This window comes from Candidatus Liberibacter asiaticus (assembly GCF_000590865.3).
GTDB lineage: Bacteria > Pseudomonadota > Alphaproteobacteria > Rhizobiales > Rhizobiaceae > Liberibacter > Liberibacter asiaticus.
The window spans coordinates 443,002-460,819 of sequence record NZ_CP010804.2 but is presented as its reverse complement, the minus strand read 5'-3'; the positions used below and the strand labels follow the sequence as shown (position 1 = coordinate 460,819).

The window sequence follows — 17,818 nt, the reverse complement described above, 5'->3', positions numbered from 1 at the left end:
ATGTTGCTCGCGATTAGGAGTCATTTATCTTATTCCTCCGGAATCAATGTATATACAAAATCGTACATGGACATCGCCTTCTAATCTCAGGGCTATCAAGGAATGTTGCACCAAATGAAGATTATTCGAAACTTTCTTACGGTATGTGCATCAACATTAGGGAGTCGTTTTCTCGGATTTATACGTGAAACCCTAGTAGCCGCGACGCTTGGGGTAGGAAAGGTAACCGATGTTTTTTACGTAGCATTTTATTTGACTTTTATTTTTCGTCGATTAGCCGCCGAAGGTATCTTTCATAATTCTTTTATTCCCCTATTTTCCCAAGAAAAAGAAAATAATGGATCTGAAAGCGCTCAGCGTCTGTCTTCTGAAATTTTCAGCATTCTAATCCTTAGCCTCGTAGTACTAACGGTTGTCGTAGAGCTCATCCTACCATTGCTCATTCGCTTTATAATAGCTCCTGGATTTGCTGATCAATCAGATAAATATTTCTTAACTATACAATTATCCAGAGTAATGTTTCCAAGCATAATTTTCATATCACTTGCCTCATTAGTAACAGGCATGCTATTTGCATTAGGGCGTTACTTTATTGCATCTATAGCCCCAATAGTCATCAATGTTTTCCCAATTTTTGCGCTAACATACGCACTCTGGCATCCTTCTAGTCCGCAAGAAACAACATATCTTTTGGCTTGGGGAGTATTCTTGTCCAACGTAGTCCACTTTTGGATCGTTTACTGTTGTGCAAAAAATGATGGAGTTAAATTGCGCTTTCAATATCCTCGCCTAACACACAATGTTAAATTTTTTTTAAAGCTCACATTCCCCCTCATGGTGACAGGTGGTATTATTCAAATAAGCAATATTGTAGGACGAGCTATAGCTTCTAGAGAAACAGGAATTATTTCCGCAATTCAATATGCAGAACGGATATATAGCCTGCCAGTAGGAGTCATTGGAGGGGCTATGATGATTGTAATATTACCAGCACTATCTCGTTCTCTAAGATCAAAAAACAAACAAAAAAGCTTTGAACTGCAAAATCAAGCAATTGAATGTATCTCGTTCTTCGGTATTCCTTCTGCTGTTGCTTTATTTATGCTCTCGAAAGAAATTGTCCAAACACTCTATGAACGGGGTGCTTTTTCTTCCCAAAATACCATCCTTGTATCTTCATTTTTATCGATTTACAGCATAGGTATACTCGCAAATATTTTATCGAAAAGCCTGAGTACAGCATTTTATGCTCAAAATGATATGAAGGCTCCCATGAAATTTACTATAGTATCGATTGCCATAAATTTGACGATAGCAATAGGATCATTTCCATTTATTGGAGGATATGGCATTGCTCTTGCGGAAGTCTCTTCATCATGGGTAAACACAATTTGTCTAGCTATTACTTTGCTAAAACGTAAACAAATAAATTTACCATTCAAAACTATTTATAGAATCTTATCAGTTTCAATATCTGCAGGATTAATGGGATTTTTTATCATATTATTTAGACCTTACTTCAATCAATTTTCCTCAGCGACAACATTTTTCGACCCGTTTAAAAACCTTGTAATCATGTTGTCAGGTGCAATGTTAGTCTATTTATTTTCAATTTTTCTGTTTCTTGGAAAAGATTTTCTATCCCCATTGCAACAAATGATTCGAAAATAATCACAATATTTGCTTGACGTATATTTCACTTCTCATTATTCTCATACGATGATCTTATTTCGTTGGAGAGATTCAATGCTTTCATCTGATAATTTGTTTGTATCTGGAGTTCAGCCAACCGGGGTATTGCATCTAGGTAATTACCTAGGTATGATCCGCAATGTTATCAGGAGGCAAGAGACTTGCAATCATCTTGGAATGTACTTCATCGCAGATTTGCATGCTATTACCAATAACATTGTTCAAGAAAATCTGCGATATCAATCTCGTTTATTCGTTGCATCGTTCTTGGCAGCCGGAGTTGATCCATCTCGAAACATCATATTCAAACAATCCGATGTTGGTTACCATGCTGATTTATCGTGGATTTTGAGTTGTGTCGCACGCATGGGATGGATGAATAATATGATACAATTCAAAGAAAAAAGTAAAGAAAATAAGGAAGAGACTGCTTCTCTTGGATTGTTTATGTACCCTGTTTTAATGGCGGCAGATATACTGTTATATCGTGCTACTCATGTGCCTGTAGGAGAAGATCAAAGGCAACATCTTGAAATCACTCGCCTTATAGCGCAAAGGTTTAACACAGAATTTGAACGTAAAATAAAAGAAGTTGCTCAAAAATATGCACAGGAAGAACAATATAGCAAAGGTTTTTTCCCTATCATTGAGGGTTTGATAGACAGTTCAGCATCCCGTATCCGATCTTTAAGGGATGCATCTAAAAAAATGTCTAAATCTGATTCTTCGGATTTTTCGCGTATTAACCTACTAGATAATCCTGATATTATTGCAAAGAAGATTCAAAAAGCCAAAACTGATGGTGATGTATTACCTTCAGAAGTTTCTGGACTTGAAAACAGACTTGAAGCGAAAAATCTTATAGAAATTTTCGCAACAATGAGACAAATTAAAATAGAAGAAGCTCTCAAACAATTTGGAGGGAAGAATTTCTCTCAATTCAAGTTAGCGTTGGCAGATGCTGTTATAGAGGAAATTGTACCTATATCTCAAAAAATACAACATCTCTTAAAAGATAAATCTTATCTTGATACTATTTTAGTTGAAGGAGCAAATCGCGCTCGCTGTCGTGCTCAAGAAACCATGAAATATGTTAATGAAATAGTCGGACTGTCTCATTAAATAGGTATATAAATAGATTAAAGAAATAGCGCATGTGCGTTTAAAGTTGCGTGTGTTTTATAGTACTTGGCAAAGTGATGTTCCCTAAACAGAAGAAATATTCCTTTTGAAAGTAATTATATATAAAATATGCAAACACATCAAATTCTCTGTTGTTTTGTTCAATAGTACATCATTCATAAATTAGAATAATTTTATCAGTGCTTGTGTATAAGAGGTAAAATATTGGCTGTTTATACCCATCCTCCTCAAAAAGAAATCCAGAGTTTTGTACAAGAATACGCAATAGGACAATTAAATTCAGTACAACCTATCATTCATGGTGTAGAAAACTCTAATTTTGTCATTCAGACTTCTAAGGGAACCTTTATTCTTACTATCTATGAGAAACGTATGAATGAAAAAGACCTTCCTGTTTTTATTGAATTATTACACTATATTTCTCGTAATAAATTACCGTGTCCTATACCGATTCCTAGAAACGATGGAAAGCTTTATGGCTTTCTCTGTAAAAAACCTGCAAATATCTTCTCTTTTATTAAAGGAAGTCCGTTAAATCATATTTCTGATATACATTGTGAAGAAATCGGAAGTATGCTCGCTTCCATGCATCAAAAAACAAAGAATTTTCATTTGTATAGAAAAAACACACTATCTCCTCTTAATTTAAAATTTTTATGGGCAAAATGTTTTGATAAGGTAGATGAGGATTTAAAAAAAGAGATAGACCATGAATTTTGCTTCTTAAAAGAATCTTGGCCTAAAAATTTACCAACTGGTATTATTCATGCAGATCTATTCCCAGATAACGTACTCTTTTACAACAATAAAATTATGGGATTGATTGATTTTTATTTCTCCTGCAATGATTTCCTTATGTATGATCTCTCTATTTGCATTAATGCTTGGTGTTTTGATGAAAATAATACTTACAATCCATCTAGAGGATTCTCTATTCTTAATGGATATAATAAAGTACGGAAGATTTCAGAAAATGAACTACAATCACTCCCTACACTCTTACGTGGAGCAGCATTACGATTCTTCTTAACACGGCTTTACGATAGCCAAAATATGCCATGCAATGCTCTTACAATTACAAAAGATCCGATGGAATATATTCTTAAAACACGGTTTCATAAACAAATATCCTCTATATCAGAATATGGATTCTAAACATTTGAGAGAAGTTCACGCATATACTGATGGCGCTTGTTCCGGCAATCCAGGTCCTGGAGGATGGGGCGTGCTACTACGATATAAAGGAAAAGAAAAAATTATTTCTGGAGGAGAGAAAGAAACAACTAATAATAGAATGGAATTGATGGCTGCGATTAAAGCTCTGACTGCTCTCAAGTACCCTTGTAAAGTACTTTTATATACAGATAGCTCCTATGTTCATAAAGGTTTTTCACAATGGATAAAAAAATGGCAACAAAATGGGTGGAAGACTTCTGATAAAAAAACCGTTAAAAATATAGATCTCTGGATGAAATTTGTAGAAGCCTCTGCACAACATAAAGTTGATTTGTATTGGATAAAAGGTCATGCGGGCAATCAAGAAAACGAGAAGGTTGATCGTATAGCACGGAACGCTGCCGTTTCTTTTAAAAACAAAATATAAATTTTTTCCTTTAAAATAAAACTTATTTCGATAAACTGCAGGAATCATTTTATTAATTAATTTTTCTAGAGTTTATATTGCGTGAACAAAATTTTTACTTAGGAAAAAGCATTACATTAGCTTTGTTTTTTTTATCTCATCCCTAATGTGATTCTCGCTCAGAGAATTCGAATTGCGTCTTGGAATATCAATAATCTTTCTGAAAAATCTGGTGTTGCTCTGTTTAAAAATTCGGTAATACGAGAAGATAATGACTATGCTTTACTGCAAAAGTATGCTGAACAACTGGATGCTGATATTGTATGTCTCCAAGAAATAGGAAGTTACGAAGCCATTAAGAGAGTATTTCCTAATGATAAATGGGATATTTTATATTCTGGTAGTAATACTGACAAACATGCTATGCATACAGCAATAGTTATCCGCAAAGGTGCCATCCATCTTTTGCAAAAATCTTATCTACCAATGGATACTGAAGGATTAGATTCTAAAGCAGGAAAACGTCGTGCTGTTGAAATTTTATTTGAAGTTGATGGAAGGAAAATATGGCTTCTTGATATACATCTGAAATCATTTTGTTTCCTTGATAGCATAGAAGATTCTTACATTTCAAGCTGTTACATGCTCAATTTACAAGCTACTTGGCTCAAACAATGGGTTGATCAGAAGAATAACTTAAATATGCCTTTCATTATTGCGGGAGATTTCAATAGAAAAATCAATCACTCTCACTCTGGGATTAAAGATGAACTATGGCAAAAAATAAATCAAGATAATACTTTGATGCGTTTACCCCATAAAAAAAATCACAATGCAATACGCACAAAAATACTAAAAATTTAGAACCCATAGATTTTTTCGTTATGGATAAAAATGCCTCTAGATACTTAATTAAGGAAAGTTTTCTGAAATTCTATATACACAAGAAGATGCCACTAATAAATGATATCGCTTGAGTGATCATTGTCCTATAACTATTGATTATGATTTTAAACAATAAGACGATTGTGCTTATATAAATTGATTTGTTTTTAAAAATATTCCTTTAGATATTCAAAAAACAATAACAATATTTGCAAATCAAAAAAGTCAATTTATATTGTGGATCTTATCATAAGGAATTTCAAAAACTTTGGGATCAAGCACAGTATTTTCCTTATATTTCAATATTTTTATAATACTATACCTTCTTGAACTATCCATGATCTTCCAATTTAAAAGACGGTAAGATAGTCTATCAAAAGTCACAGAAATCATATTTCCCATAAAATCATCTTTAAAAAAAATAGTAATAAAGCTATTATTCGACTCTACACGTTGTATACTTTCTTGTATCACATGCTGATTATTCGAAAAAATCACACTAAAAGCCATGTAGCGAAGAGGATAAACACTCCATGTGTCCAATTTTGCATTATATACCGCTATATTGCTCCCATCTGAGATAAGACTTACAGAGGATGGGGAACTATACTTAAAATAAAATTTACTTGGACGAGCCATAAAAAACTCTCCTTTCATGACATAACCAGCATCTTCTTGAAGAAATGTACCTTGCATCGTTTGAATAGATAAAAAGTGTTCAATCGCTTTCTTCACAGATTGATCTTTGGTAATAGGATATGCAGCATTAAAGGGGAAAATTGCACTGTAAAAAAATAAAATAACAACTCCTATAACGCTTTTATACAACAAAAATGCCATATAAGTAATTCCTGCTAAAAGAAAATAAATTACACAAAGATGACAAATATAGTCTCTTAAGAATGTTCAATAAAAATCATTTTTTCTAATACTTCCTCACGTAAAAAAATTATGAAGAGAAACCAAATAAAATAATAGTTATGTTTCACTCCTAAATCACATAGAGGTTAATCTCGCTATGCTTTCTCATACAAATTGGTCTTACCTTATCGCACTTATATCACAATTCTTACAAATTTTCTCTACTTATACTCATATTAAGTAGTTGATGAACGGTGAAATACTTACTCGAACATAAAATATTCACGCGTGGGCAGAGTAGAGCATGATCATATTAGCTGGTTAACCACGTCATTCATTCCTTAGATCTAAGATTCCAAAATAATCTTCCCTTCTGGTGCTTATTATTACCCACATTTTCCCTATGCCCGCCAACGGTGAGATACTCATCTAGGTCACCGTCACCATGAGCTTTTTACCATACACAGATAGCATGCAAATACAGTCAGAATCCATCGAATTTGGATAAACTGTTGATTGCCAGCATACTGATCTATTGCGGAAGATCTGGAGAAAGATGGATTTGGCGGATTCCAAGCATTGCATAGCCAATTTTGCGGCCTCGCAGGGCTGAATACAATATCCGAGATAATTGCATAAGGCAAAGGCACGTTACCGACAAAGTGGTTTCGCTCGCAGCCCAGTGAAATTGAGCGGCTACCGGTAGAAGAATTTGAGATTTACCTTAGCAGACAAGCAGATAAACTGCGAATACGGAAAGTAATCCAGCAAATTAACTGGAATAATCCTTCGCAAACGCCTGCTAAAAGGAAAGTAACCGGTTGAAGAAAAAACAGGACAATACAATAAACTAGGCCAATCCTCGCGAACCCTATCAGGGTCAAGATAATATTAAACCAAATATCGATAAAAAGGTAGATCAAATAATGATATTTATTCATGACATTCTTCCATAGATGATATTAAAATTTCTCGCTTACCAGTACTACTAGCTGGACCGATAACCCCTTTTTCTTCCATGTTCTCGATAATAGACGCAGCGCGATTATACCCAATTCCCAATCGACGCTGTATGTAAGATATAGAAGCCTTATTATCTCGCAATACAATATCTACAGCTTGTTTATACAGATCATCCGCTACAGAAGAATTTTCAGAAAAACGCATCTCTTCATTTAACAAAATTTTATCTTTTATATCAATATACTTCGCTTCTCCTTGTGTTTTCAGGTGCGAAACAACTTTTTCAACTTCAATATCTGATACAAAAGGCCCGTGTATACGTTGGACACGTCCACCCCCTGTCATGTAAAGCATATCACCTTGTCCTAAAAGTTGCTCTGCCCCTTGTTCTCCTAAAATAGTACGACTATCAATCTTGGAAGAAACTTGAAAAGAAATTCTTGTGGGGAAATTTGCCTTAATCGTACCAGTGATCACATCTACCGAAGGCCTCTGTGTTGCCATAATTACATGAATTCCTGATGCACGCGCCATCTGTGCTAAACGTTGTACAGCACTCTCTATATCCTTCCTCGCCACCATCATTAAATCAGCCATTTCGTCTATAACCACGACAATATATGGCATATGTTGAAAATCAAAATGTTCTGTTTCGTAAATGGCTTCACCTGTTTTACGATCAAAACCCGTCTGAACGGTACGATTAAATTTTTTCCCTGTATTATGGTACTGTGCAACTTTAAGATTGAATCCATCAATATTACGTACACCTATTTTAGACATTTTCTGATATCGCTCTTCCATTTCACAGACCAACCATTTAAGTACAGTAACCGCTTTTTGGGGATTAGTGACGACTGGAGTAAGAAGATTAGGGATTCCATCATAAACAGACAGTTCTAACATCTTTGGATCAATCATAATCAAACGACATTGAGCTGGTGTCATACGATAAAGCAAAGACAAAATCATAGTATTTATAGCTACAGATTTGCCTGATCCAGTAGTTCCTGCTATTAAAAGATGTGGCATTCTGGCAAGATCAGCGATGATAGGTTTCCCTTCTATGCTTTTTCCAAGATTTATTGCCAAATCGCATTGATTTTTCTCAAAAACACGAGATACAATCAAGTCCCTCAACATAACCGTTTCGCGTATATCATTTGGTAACTCAATGCCTATAGCATTACGCCTCGGTATCACTGCAACACGTGCTGAAATAGCACTCATAGACCTTGCAATATCATCAGAAAGACCAATAATACGCGACGATTTTATTCCTGGAGCGGGCTCCAATTCATAAAGGGTTATAACAGGTCCAGGACGCACATTAACAATCTCTCCTTGAATACCAAAATCACTAAGCACACTTTTAAGTGTACATGCATTGTTCTGCATAACTTTTGGAGAAAAAGTCATCTGATTTACAGGTGACTGCGACGTAGAAAGAATTTCTTTAGAAGGTAGAACAAAAGTCCCAGTACCATGATTTATTAAATTTGATTGAGAAATATTTTGAACAATATCAGCATTTAATTGATATTCTGTTATTGAATTTATATCTATTGCATCATGAAAACTGACATCTAAAGTAGGTTCTATTTTTTTACGATAATCATCAACAGATATATTCGAATCTCCTAAACACTTTTTAACAAAAGATATGAAAAACGCAAATCCCAAAAAACGACCAATCCAAACCCTGAACATATTACAAAGATATTTCAAAAGACTCGATGCCATAACATCTTCTAGCTGTGTTTTTGATTCATCACTAATAAGACAATCTGCCATATTATATGGCACGCGACGTTTACCTTGAAAAATAGCACTTGAAGAATAAATCAAAAGCCAAGACATAGCCAAAAAAAGTATCATTTGAAAGAACAAAATACCTAACTTTCTTGGATAACTTTCAAAAAATAGAAAAGGCAATCGTATAATTAAATCACCAATTATGCCACCAAAGCCATTTTGAATGGGCCAAGATTGAGATGGAGAAAAAGAGGCAAAAAAAGTTGCTGAAACCAAAATATTTATTAACCATGCGGTAGCCCGCTTCGAAAAACAATATATCTTTTTGTCAAATAATAATGATAAAGCCCACATCGTAGGAGGAGGCAAGAAAAATACGCTAGCAATACCAAAGAACTGTATCGCAACATCAGCAAAAATGGCACCACCATATCCTAAAAAATTCTTAGGTGAACGAAGGGTAATATACGAAAAACTAGGATCATATACATCCCAAGTACCCAAGGCTAAAGTAATAGCAAATACTGTACAAAGCAATATCAACCCAGCAACGATTTTCATTTTCTTTTTGGACCAATCTGATAATAAAAAATTCTCATTTTTATTACTTATAATGAAAGACATATTTTCAGACATCACAACAAAACCATGTTTTAAATTTTAAAAATATATTAGATGACGAAAACCAATAAACGTTTTTTTAAAAAAACATGTCCATCCATTAGTCATCTATTAAAGTTAAAAATTAGTTCATCTTTTGAGATAAGAAAAATAAAATTGATGAAAATATAAAGTGGATAATGATATCGAATAAATACAAAATTACTGTTGCCATTTTTATTCCTTCCTTGCTATTATAGCTGAAAAATTTTTGGCTTTGATTTTTGTAAAAAACGGGCTTTATTTGCGTGATTTAAGGATATGCACTATGTGTCAAAGACCTTTAATGCCTAAAGCTAGTGCTGTATGGCTTATAGATAATACATCGCTTTCTTTTGATCAAATAGCGGAATTTTGTGGTTTACATCTCTTAGAAGTGATGGCTATTGCCGATGGAGAGTCATTACAAGGCATAAAAGGATTTAATCTCATTTCTTCTGGACAGTTATCTGCTGAAGAAATAGCCTTGGGGGAAAAAGATAAGAATTACAAGTTAAAAATATCTAAACCGAAGTCGTATATTCTTGAAAGTACTAAAAAGAAAAAACGATATACCCCTGTATCAAAGCGCCAAGATAGACCCAACGCAATACTTTGGTTAATTCGTAATTATCCTAGACTTAAAGATGCACAAATCTCTCACTTAGTCGGTACTACAGGTTCGACCATCGAGCAGATTCGTAATCGTACACATTGGAACACAGCAAATCTGGTCCCTATGGATCCTGTAACACTAGGCCTTTGTGCTCAAATTGACTTGGATAGAGAAATTGAAAAGTGTTCAAAAAATACAGAAGCAAAATATAACAAGGCAGTCGACGATATATCCACACCTTTCTCCTCTTAAAAGAGAGGAGAAAAATTTATGTAGACACTAATTTTATCTACATGATCGAACCGATTATTTTCAGTATTTTGACTATGTTTGACATGGACGTTCTCCAAATATGCCAGAACCTATTCGGACACTAGTGGCACCAGATGCAATAGCTAGCTCAAAGTCTCTCGTCATTCCCATAGATAACTTCGTGAGTTTACACTCTCTAGCGATTTCAGATAATAAATAAAAATGAGGTTTAGGATTACCCATGGCAGGAGGAATACACATTAAGCCTTCGACATTAAGTTGATATTTTTGTCGACATAAAATAACAAAATCTTTTGTCTGGTTAGGCATTATTCCAGATTTTTGTATCTCATATCCCGTATTCACCTGAATATAAACAGGTAAAAAACGACTTTGTTTGATCATTTCAAGGGATAATAAAGAAGCTGTCTTTTCTCGACTAACTGTCTCAATAACATCAAAAAGAGAAACAATCTCGGATACTTTATTAGATTGCAAAGAACCAATGAATCTCAATTGTACATCCCATTCCTTTCGCAAAGGAATCCATTTTTTTTTTGCTTCTTGCAACTTATTCTCGGCAAAGATCACTTGTCCACAAGACAAAGCAACCCTAATCTTTTTACTATCAACCATTTTTGAAACAGCTACCAAAGACACACTGTCCTTTGGACGTTTTGCAAGTATCGCGCTATTCTCGATCTTTTGCTTAAAAACCTGTAATTTGTTTCCCAAGGACATAGCCTATCCTATTTGACATAATGAAATCCAACTACTATATCTACTAATCAGTAATTATTAAATAATACTTGCCTTAAGTAATTGTAATAATTTTTTCCACTTCATAGGTATCAGGATGGAAACAAGAAGCTATTCTCCCCAGGAAACAGATTCCATATGGCAAAGTGCCTGGTATGATTCTAATATTTTTAAAGCCGAAAATGGAAAAAACAAGAAAAAATATTTCGTTCTTGAAATGTTTCCTTATCCTTCGGGAAATATTCATATGGGACATTTACGGAATTATGTGATAGGCGATGTTGTAGCTCGTTTTATGAGAGCAAGTGGTTACTCTGTATTGCATCCTATGGGGTGGGATGCTTTTGGGATGCCTGCGGAAAATGCCGCTCGGGAACACAATGTTCATCCCAAGATGTGGACCTATCAAAATATTAAAGTTATGAGAAAACAACTCCAATCTATAGGGCTATCTATAGATTGGAGCAAAGACTTTGCTACTTGCGATGTTGATTATTATCATTGCCAGCAGTTGTTGTTTTTAGATTTCATGAAACACAATGTAATAGTTCGCAAAACCGCACAAGTAAATTGGGATCCTGTAGAACAAACTGTTCTTGCTAATGAACAAGTAATCAATGGGCGTGGATGGCGTTCTGACGCGCCAGTTGAACAACGTAGTTTACCCCAGTGGTTTTTTAAAATATCTGATTTATCCCAAGAATTGCTCGATTCTATTGAAACTCTTTCTGAGTGGCCAGAAAAAGTGAAAATTATGCAAAAAAATTGGATTGGGCGTTCAGAAGGAATGGAAATCCGTTGGGAAATTGTTTCAAATACGATAGATCAAATTGAAGAGATTTTAGTATATACTACAAGACCTGAAACAATTTTTGGTGCATCCTTTATAGCTATCGCTGTCGATCATTCAATCTCTGAAAAATTATCCTGTGATAATACAGATATAAAAGAATTTTGTGATGAAGAAAAACAGAAAGGGACTTCGCTTTCTGTATTAGACAAAACTGAAAAAAAAGGAATTTATACTGGTATCCATGTCAAACATCCTTTAAACCCTAATGTAGTAATACCTGTTTATATTGCGAACTTTGTTTTTATGAACTACGGAACCGGTGCAATTTTCGGATGCCCTTTTGCAGATCAACGTGACATGGATTTTGCTAAAAAATATGGTTTACCTATTATTCCTATCATGAAACGGAGTATTAACCATTCTCAAGATATTGAGGAAGGCAAAGCATTCAGTGGCGATGGTATTATGATTAACTCGTCATTTCTTGATGGGATGACTAATACAGAAGCTTTGCAAGCTGTAATGTCACATTTAGAAAAACAAAATATTAAAAACTCTCCTATAGGAAAGAGAAAAATTAATTTTCGTTTGCGCGATTGGTGTATATCACGCCAACGCAGTTGGGGATGTCCCATCCCCGTTATCCATTGTCAAAAATGTGGTATTGTTGAACTTCCCAAGGAGGATTTACCTGTACAATTGCCAGAAGACTTAGATTTTACACTTCCTGGAAATCCACTTGAAAATCATCCAACGTGGAAAAAAATATTTTGTGTGAAATGTGGATCAGAAGCTTTGCGTGAAACTGATACTATGGATACATTTGTCGACTCTTCATGGTACTATATGAGATATATGACACCACATGCAAAAGATCCTATCAATAAGGAATTAGTTAGACAGTGGTTTCCAGTAGATCAATATATTGGTGGTATTGAGCACGCAGTTTTACATCTTCTTTACGCTCGATTTTTTGCTCACATATTGAAAAAAATAGGATATATCGAAATTGACGAACCATTTAAACGTTTATTTACTCAAGGAATGGTTGTTCATGAAACGTATTATCAATTAGAAGGAATAAAAAAGAAGTATTTAAAACCTGATGAAGTGATCCTCAGAAATATAGAAGGAGAAAATTGTGCATTTCGTCTTTCTGATAATTCTAAAGTCGTTATCGGACCTTTAGAAAAAATGTCGAAGTCAAAAAAAAATGTCATAGATCCTATGAAAGTTATAAAATCTTACGGTGCCGATACAGCTAGATTATTTGTCTTATCAGATTCTCCTCCAGATCGTGATATTATATGGTCTAATAAAGGAGTAGATTCTACTTACCAATTTATACAGCAAATATGGCGTTTAATTTATAATGCCAAAGATGAATTACAAACATCGTCAACAAAAAAAGATATATCTCTTATAAGCAATTCCGATCTACAAAATTTTTAGAAAGGATAGAAGAGAATTATCAGAATCTCTCTTTTAACAAAGCTGTTGCTAATATTCATGAGTTAGTGAATGTCATAAGCAAGCCACTTATGGAAATTGCAAAAAAGAAAAGTAATGCAGATCGTATATCTACCATCCGATATATATTAGAGAAATTGATTATTATGATGTCTCCCATGATTCCCCATTTAGCAGAAGAATGCTGGCAATTATTGGGGAATGCGGGGTTAGTAGCGCAACAGAAATGGCCAAAATTAGATCCTATTTTAGAAGTTAATACAGATATTATTCTTCCTATTCAAGTAAATGGTAAAAAAAGAGCTTGCATCACAGTATCAATGAATACAGACGATGATTTTATTAAAAAAACTGTACTGGAATTGAATGTAATAAAAAATATACTACAAGGGAAAAGTCCCAAAAAAATAATTATTATCTCAAAACGGATTGTTAACATTGTTGTATAAACGTATATTGCGAATATTAGTTGTTTTTAATTTCTTTTTATTAATTAATTCTTGTAGCGTATATCCTTTTTACTACTTAAAAAATCAGGATCGTACAGAATATATCCATCCTATAAAAGTATTGGTTGTATCCAAGAATAATAAAAACGAAATATACAGAAGTATAAATTTCTTAACATCTACCGTTCGTACCAAAAATTTATATCAATTAGAAGTCAATATAGATTCTTTTACAGACCATGCTATTAGCAACGCATTCTTCAAAAACATAGGAAGGATTACCTTAAAGGCAAAATATTATTTTAAAGAAATCTCTGGAAAAAATATTTTATATGAGAATAATACAGATGTAACTTCTTTATTTGATTTTTCAGATCAACAATTTTCCCAACTTCGATCTCATAAAAGTTCAGAAGAGAAGGCTATTCAAGAATTATCAGAAAATATCTATATTGACATTATCAGTTTTATAAGAACCATAGAATAGTCAAAATGGCTACAATAGAATCTCATAAATTCATTCAAAAATCTACGAAAAATCTTTTTCTTTCTCATTTTGTATTTATTTTCTATGGATCAGATAAAGGATTAATATTTGAATTAATTAACCAATTCAAAAAAAATATAAGTATTACATATCATGATCCCTTTTCTCTTGTTGTCCTAAATGCTTTAGAAATTCAAAAAAACATATCAACGTTTTGGAATGAAATAAACTCAACAAGTTTATTTAGTAAAAAGAAAATTATTCTAATTGAAAACTTATCTACTGAAAAAAAAGTGTTAGACTGTTTAGAAGAAATCATTATAAAAAATATTTGTAATCATATTATTATTATTAAGTCTAACGAAATAAAGAAAAACAATACCTTAAGGAAAATAGCAGAAAAATTTACATCTGTTCTTGCCATATCTTGTTATCCTGATAATAAAATTCATTTGATGGACTTAATAGAGGAAAGTCTCTTGATAGGTCAAAAATCAATTTCCAAAGAAGCAAAACAAATATTACTTGCAAATTTAGGCGGAGATCGTATAGCTTCTCGGAATGAACTCCAGAAACTATCATCTTATTGCTTAGAAGATATTTTGATAACAGAACAACATGTAAAAGACATAATTTGTGATACACATGTATTGTATATTGAAGAAATTATTAACGCTACTATACAAGGGAAAATATACAATGCAATTATGCTAGCTGATTTTTTTCTTGCATCAAAAATGCCTTCACATGCACTACTACATGGATTTTTACAGAAATTTCAATTACTAGAAAAAATCCATATAATAAAAGAATGCTCTAATATATCTTTCGAAAAAATAATACAAAAAACTGAAAAAAATATTATCCCTATGAAAAGAAATATACTTCAAGAATCCTTACGAATTTGGAATAAAAATCTCGTACGAGAAACTTTACATAAAATTGACCACAGAATCCATCTAGCACGGAAAAAAAAATATCTTGAAAAAAATATTATATTCCAAACTATATTATATATTGCACAAACAGCTTGTAAAAAATAACAATTTTTATAAAAGAACATAAAAAAATCAATACTCAAAATCATTTTCACCTAATAAAGAACATATTATTTTTAATTGTTCATTTGTTTCATATTTAATGCAAAACTGACCTTTATTATTGCGATGTTTTATAGAAATATTTAAACCAACTTTAGATGATATCTTCTTTTCCAAATCAGTGAGATATTTTTCTTTCTCACGACTTCCTTCAAAAATTTTTTTTCTTTTTTCTTTTTTATTATCTTGCTCTTGAACTAGTTCTTCTGTATCACGCACTGACATTTTTTTAGAAACGATAACTTGCGCAAGAGATAATGGATCAGAAGTTGAAACTAAAGTACGAGCATGACCCAAAGAAATTTCTTCTTTACGAATCATTTCTCTAACAGAAGAAGGTAATTTTAAAATTCTTAATATATTCGCAACATGACTACGACTTTTCCCGACAATTGATCCAATATCATTTTGTGTATACCCATACTCAGAAATTAATTGTTCATATCCTAAAGCCTCTTCTAAAGGATTTAAATCTTTACGCTGAACATTTTCTACAATAGCAATTTCAAGAGAAGATTTATTATCTACATTACGAATAATTACAGGAACTTCTGATAAAGAAGCCATTTTGGCAGCTCGAAAACGCCTTTCGCCAGCGATTATCTTATATAATCCATTATCAATTGCACGTACAATTAATGGCTGTATTATACCATGAGATTTAATTGATTGACAAAGATCCTCTAATCCTTCTGATTCAAAATAATTTCTAGGATTATGCGGATTGGGAACTATAGAATGAATAGAAATACAATCTTGAGATTCGGGAATTGTTTCTGTTTTCTTTTCGGGAGAATCAATAGATTGATTAACTTCTCCAATAAGAGCAGCAAGTCCACGACCAAGTCGACGTTTAGAATAATTATTTGACATTTTTTCCCTTTAAACTACGCAGCTTCTTTTCTATGACGTTCTTGTTGTATCAATTCTGAAGCTAATTTTAAGTACGCTTGGCTTCCCGCGCACTTTAAATCATATATAATAGCAGGTTTTCCATAAGAAGGTGCCTCAGAAATTCTAACATTTCTTGGTATGACTGTATTATATACTTTTCCCCCAAGATTTTTTCTAACATCTGATACTACTTGTTGAGATAAACTATTTCTAGAATCAAACATAGTTAATATAATACCTTGTATATCAAGAGCGGAATTAACTGTACGACGTACTTCTTCAACTGTTTCTAAAAGTTGACTTAATCCTTCTAAGGCAAAAAATTCACACTGTAATGGAACTAGTATTGAATCAGCAGCTGCCATAGCATTCATAGTCAACAAATTAAAAGAAGGAGGACAATCTAAAAAAATGTAAGAAAAATCACTTGTTAGTTGAACAGATAGAGCTTTATCAAGACGAAATAATCTATCTTTTTCTCCACCTAATATCATCTCTATTCCCAAAAGATCCATAGTAGAAGGAATAATTGATAAATTAGGAATAGCGGTTTGGATCAAAATTTGATTGATATTTTTTTCTTCAATTAATAAATCATATGAGGAGTACTTTCTATCATATAATTCAATTCCAAGACCAGTACTAGCATTACCTTGAGGATCTAAATCAATTAACAAAACATTTTCTCCAATAGCGGCCAAAGCAGTGGAAAGATTAATAGCTGTTGTAGTTTTCCCTACCCCTCCTTTTTGATTCGCTATAGTAATAATCCGACTTTTTTTTTCTTCCATGACATACCCTTTTAAATATTTAAGATTCTAAAATACGATTCACATGAGATATTTCTAAAATAACAGAATTATTTTTAACAAGGCTATTATGTTTTATAAGAGAAAAATCCCATCGACGCCGCGCTTTACTAATTTCTAATGCATAATTACATCCTTTATAAAAAAAAGCCTTTCTATTATTTTTTTTGGAAAGCCACGGAAAACTATATTCTAAAAGAGTATCCAGATCAGCTAAAGCTCTAGCAGAGATAACATCACATGTTGTAATCATTTGAGGTGCTTCTTGAATACGACAAGCAAAAACCTTACCTCGAGCTGCAGTTTTTTGGACAACATATCGCAAAAAACTAGCTTTTTTATTTTTGGATTCAATTAAATTCACCAATCCTCCTTCAATACTTGAAAGTTGAATAGACGTAATAATTCCAGGGAAACCACCTCCACTACCAAGATCAATCCAAATTGAAGGATAAGGATGTAACTGAAAAACTCGAAGACTGTCCTCAACATGACGTATCCAAAAATCTTCCACCGTAGACGATGAGACCAGATTTATTTTTTTAGACCATTTTAAAAATAAAAAATAAAAATATTCTAGTTTTTCTAGTGTTTCACGTGAAACATTATATGTATTTAATAAATAATTTGCTCTCAATATACTATTCGAATCGCAGTACTTCATACTAA

The 17,818-nt window shown here is 33.0% G+C and carries 14 protein-coding genes and 1 pseudogene; 9 read left to right on the top strand and 6 right to left on the bottom strand.

Translation table 11 applies throughout. The features are described 5' to 3' along the window. Positions 1-114: 114 nt before the first annotated feature. The 5 genes from murJ (at position 115) to CD16_RS02045 (ending at position 5,281) form a co-directional block, all read left to right on the top strand. The gene (murJ, locus tag CD16_RS02065) at positions 115-1,671 is read left to right on the top strand and encodes a murein biosynthesis integral membrane protein MurJ (protein ID WP_012778749.1); all 1,557 of its coding nucleotides are present in this window, start codon (positions 115-117) and stop codon (positions 1,669-1,671) included. Between the two features lie 75 nt (positions 1,672-1,746). Beyond that, entirely contained in the window at positions 1,747-2,814 is a 1,068-nt protein-coding gene (gene trpS, locus CD16_RS02060; RefSeq protein WP_012778748.1) for a tryptophan--tRNA ligase, read from the top strand. A gap of 225 nt (positions 2,815-3,039) precedes the next feature. Further along, positions 3,040-3,990 carry a homoserine kinase gene (locus CD16_RS02055; protein WP_012778747.1) on the top strand — a complete coding sequence of 317 codons (951 nt, stop codon included), beginning with the start codon at positions 3,040-3,042 and terminating at the stop codon, positions 3,988-3,990. Positions 3,991-3,994: 4 nt separating this feature from the next. Continuing rightward, a complete protein-coding gene (gene rnhA, locus CD16_RS02050; protein ID WP_197538643.1) occupies positions 3,995-4,438 on the top strand; it encodes a ribonuclease HI in 444 nt (147 codons plus the stop codon). Between the two features lie 147 nt (positions 4,439-4,585). Further along, positions 4,586-5,281: an endonuclease/exonuclease/phosphatase family protein gene (locus CD16_RS02045; RefSeq protein ID WP_012778745.1), complete on the top strand. Its 696-nt coding sequence runs from the start codon at positions 4,586-4,588 to the stop codon at positions 5,279-5,281. A gap of 246 nt (positions 5,282-5,527) precedes the next feature. Here the strand turns inward: CD16_RS02045 and CD16_RS02040 are convergent, their stop codons facing one another. Together CD16_RS02040 and CD16_RS02035 are read right to left on the bottom strand one after the other, a co-directional pair. Further along, a complete protein-coding gene (locus CD16_RS02040) occupies positions 5,528-6,142 on the bottom strand; it encodes a LolA family protein (RefSeq protein ID WP_012778744.1) in 615 nt (204 codons plus the stop codon). 954 nt (positions 6,143-7,096) lie between these two features. After that, a complete protein-coding gene (locus CD16_RS02035) occupies positions 7,097-9,517 on the bottom strand; it encodes an FtsK/SpoIIIE family DNA translocase (protein WP_012778743.1) in 2,421 nt (806 codons plus the stop codon). Between the two features lie 292 nt (positions 9,518-9,809). Here CD16_RS02035 and CD16_RS02030 point away from each other — a divergent pair, with 292 nt between their 5' ends. After that, the gene (locus tag CD16_RS02030) at positions 9,810-10,388 is read left to right on the top strand and encodes a DUF1013 domain-containing protein (RefSeq protein ID WP_012778742.1); all 579 of its coding nucleotides are present in this window, start codon (positions 9,810-9,812) and stop codon (positions 10,386-10,388) included. Between the two features lie 72 nt (positions 10,389-10,460). Here CD16_RS02030 and CD16_RS02025 read toward each other — a convergent pair whose 3' ends face one another. Further along, a complete protein-coding gene (locus CD16_RS02025; protein WP_012778741.1) occupies positions 10,461-11,129 on the bottom strand; it encodes a YggS family pyridoxal phosphate-dependent enzyme in 669 nt (222 codons plus the stop codon). Between the two features lie 115 nt (positions 11,130-11,244). Between CD16_RS02025 and leuS the strand changes: the two are divergent. The 3 genes and pseudogenes from leuS (at position 11,245) to holA (ending at position 15,389) form a co-directional block, all read left to right on the top strand. Further along, a pseudogene (gene leuS / locus CD16_RS02020) lies at positions 11,245-13,859 on the top strand (leucine--tRNA ligase). Continuing rightward, positions 13,852-14,346: a hypothetical protein gene (locus CD16_RS02015; protein ID WP_240532090.1), complete on the top strand. Its 495-nt coding sequence runs from the start codon at positions 13,852-13,854 to the stop codon at positions 14,344-14,346. The pseudogene leuS and the gene CD16_RS02015 overlap by 8 nt, the downstream one beginning before the upstream one ends. A 5-nt stretch (positions 14,347-14,351) precedes the next feature. After that, the gene (gene holA, locus CD16_RS02010; RefSeq protein ID WP_015452375.1) at positions 14,352-15,389 is read left to right on the top strand and encodes a DNA polymerase III subunit delta; all 1,038 of its coding nucleotides are present in this window, start codon (positions 14,352-14,354) and stop codon (positions 15,387-15,389) included. Between the two features lie 27 nt (positions 15,390-15,416). Here holA and CD16_RS02005 read toward each other — a convergent pair whose 3' ends face one another. Genes CD16_RS02005 through rsmG form a run of 3 tightly spaced genes read right to left on the bottom strand, consistent with a single transcriptional unit; the run spans position 15,417 to position 17,813 of the window. Further along, positions 15,417-16,319: a ParB/RepB/Spo0J family partition protein gene (locus CD16_RS02005; protein ID WP_012778737.1), complete on the bottom strand. Its 903-nt coding sequence runs from the start codon at positions 16,317-16,319 to the stop codon at positions 15,417-15,419. 14 nt (positions 16,320-16,333) lie between these two features. Then, positions 16,334-17,131 (bottom strand): ParA family protein, encoded by a 798-nt coding sequence (locus CD16_RS02000; RefSeq protein WP_012778736.1) that lies wholly within the window; start codon positions 17,129-17,131, stop codon positions 16,334-16,336. A gap of 19 nt (positions 17,132-17,150) precedes the next feature. Next, positions 17,151-17,813 carry a 16S rRNA (guanine(527)-N(7))-methyltransferase RsmG gene (gene rsmG, locus CD16_RS01995; protein WP_015452374.1) on the bottom strand — a complete coding sequence of 221 codons (663 nt, stop codon included), beginning with the start codon at positions 17,811-17,813 and terminating at the stop codon, positions 17,151-17,153. Positions 17,814-17,818: the final 5 nt, after the last annotated feature.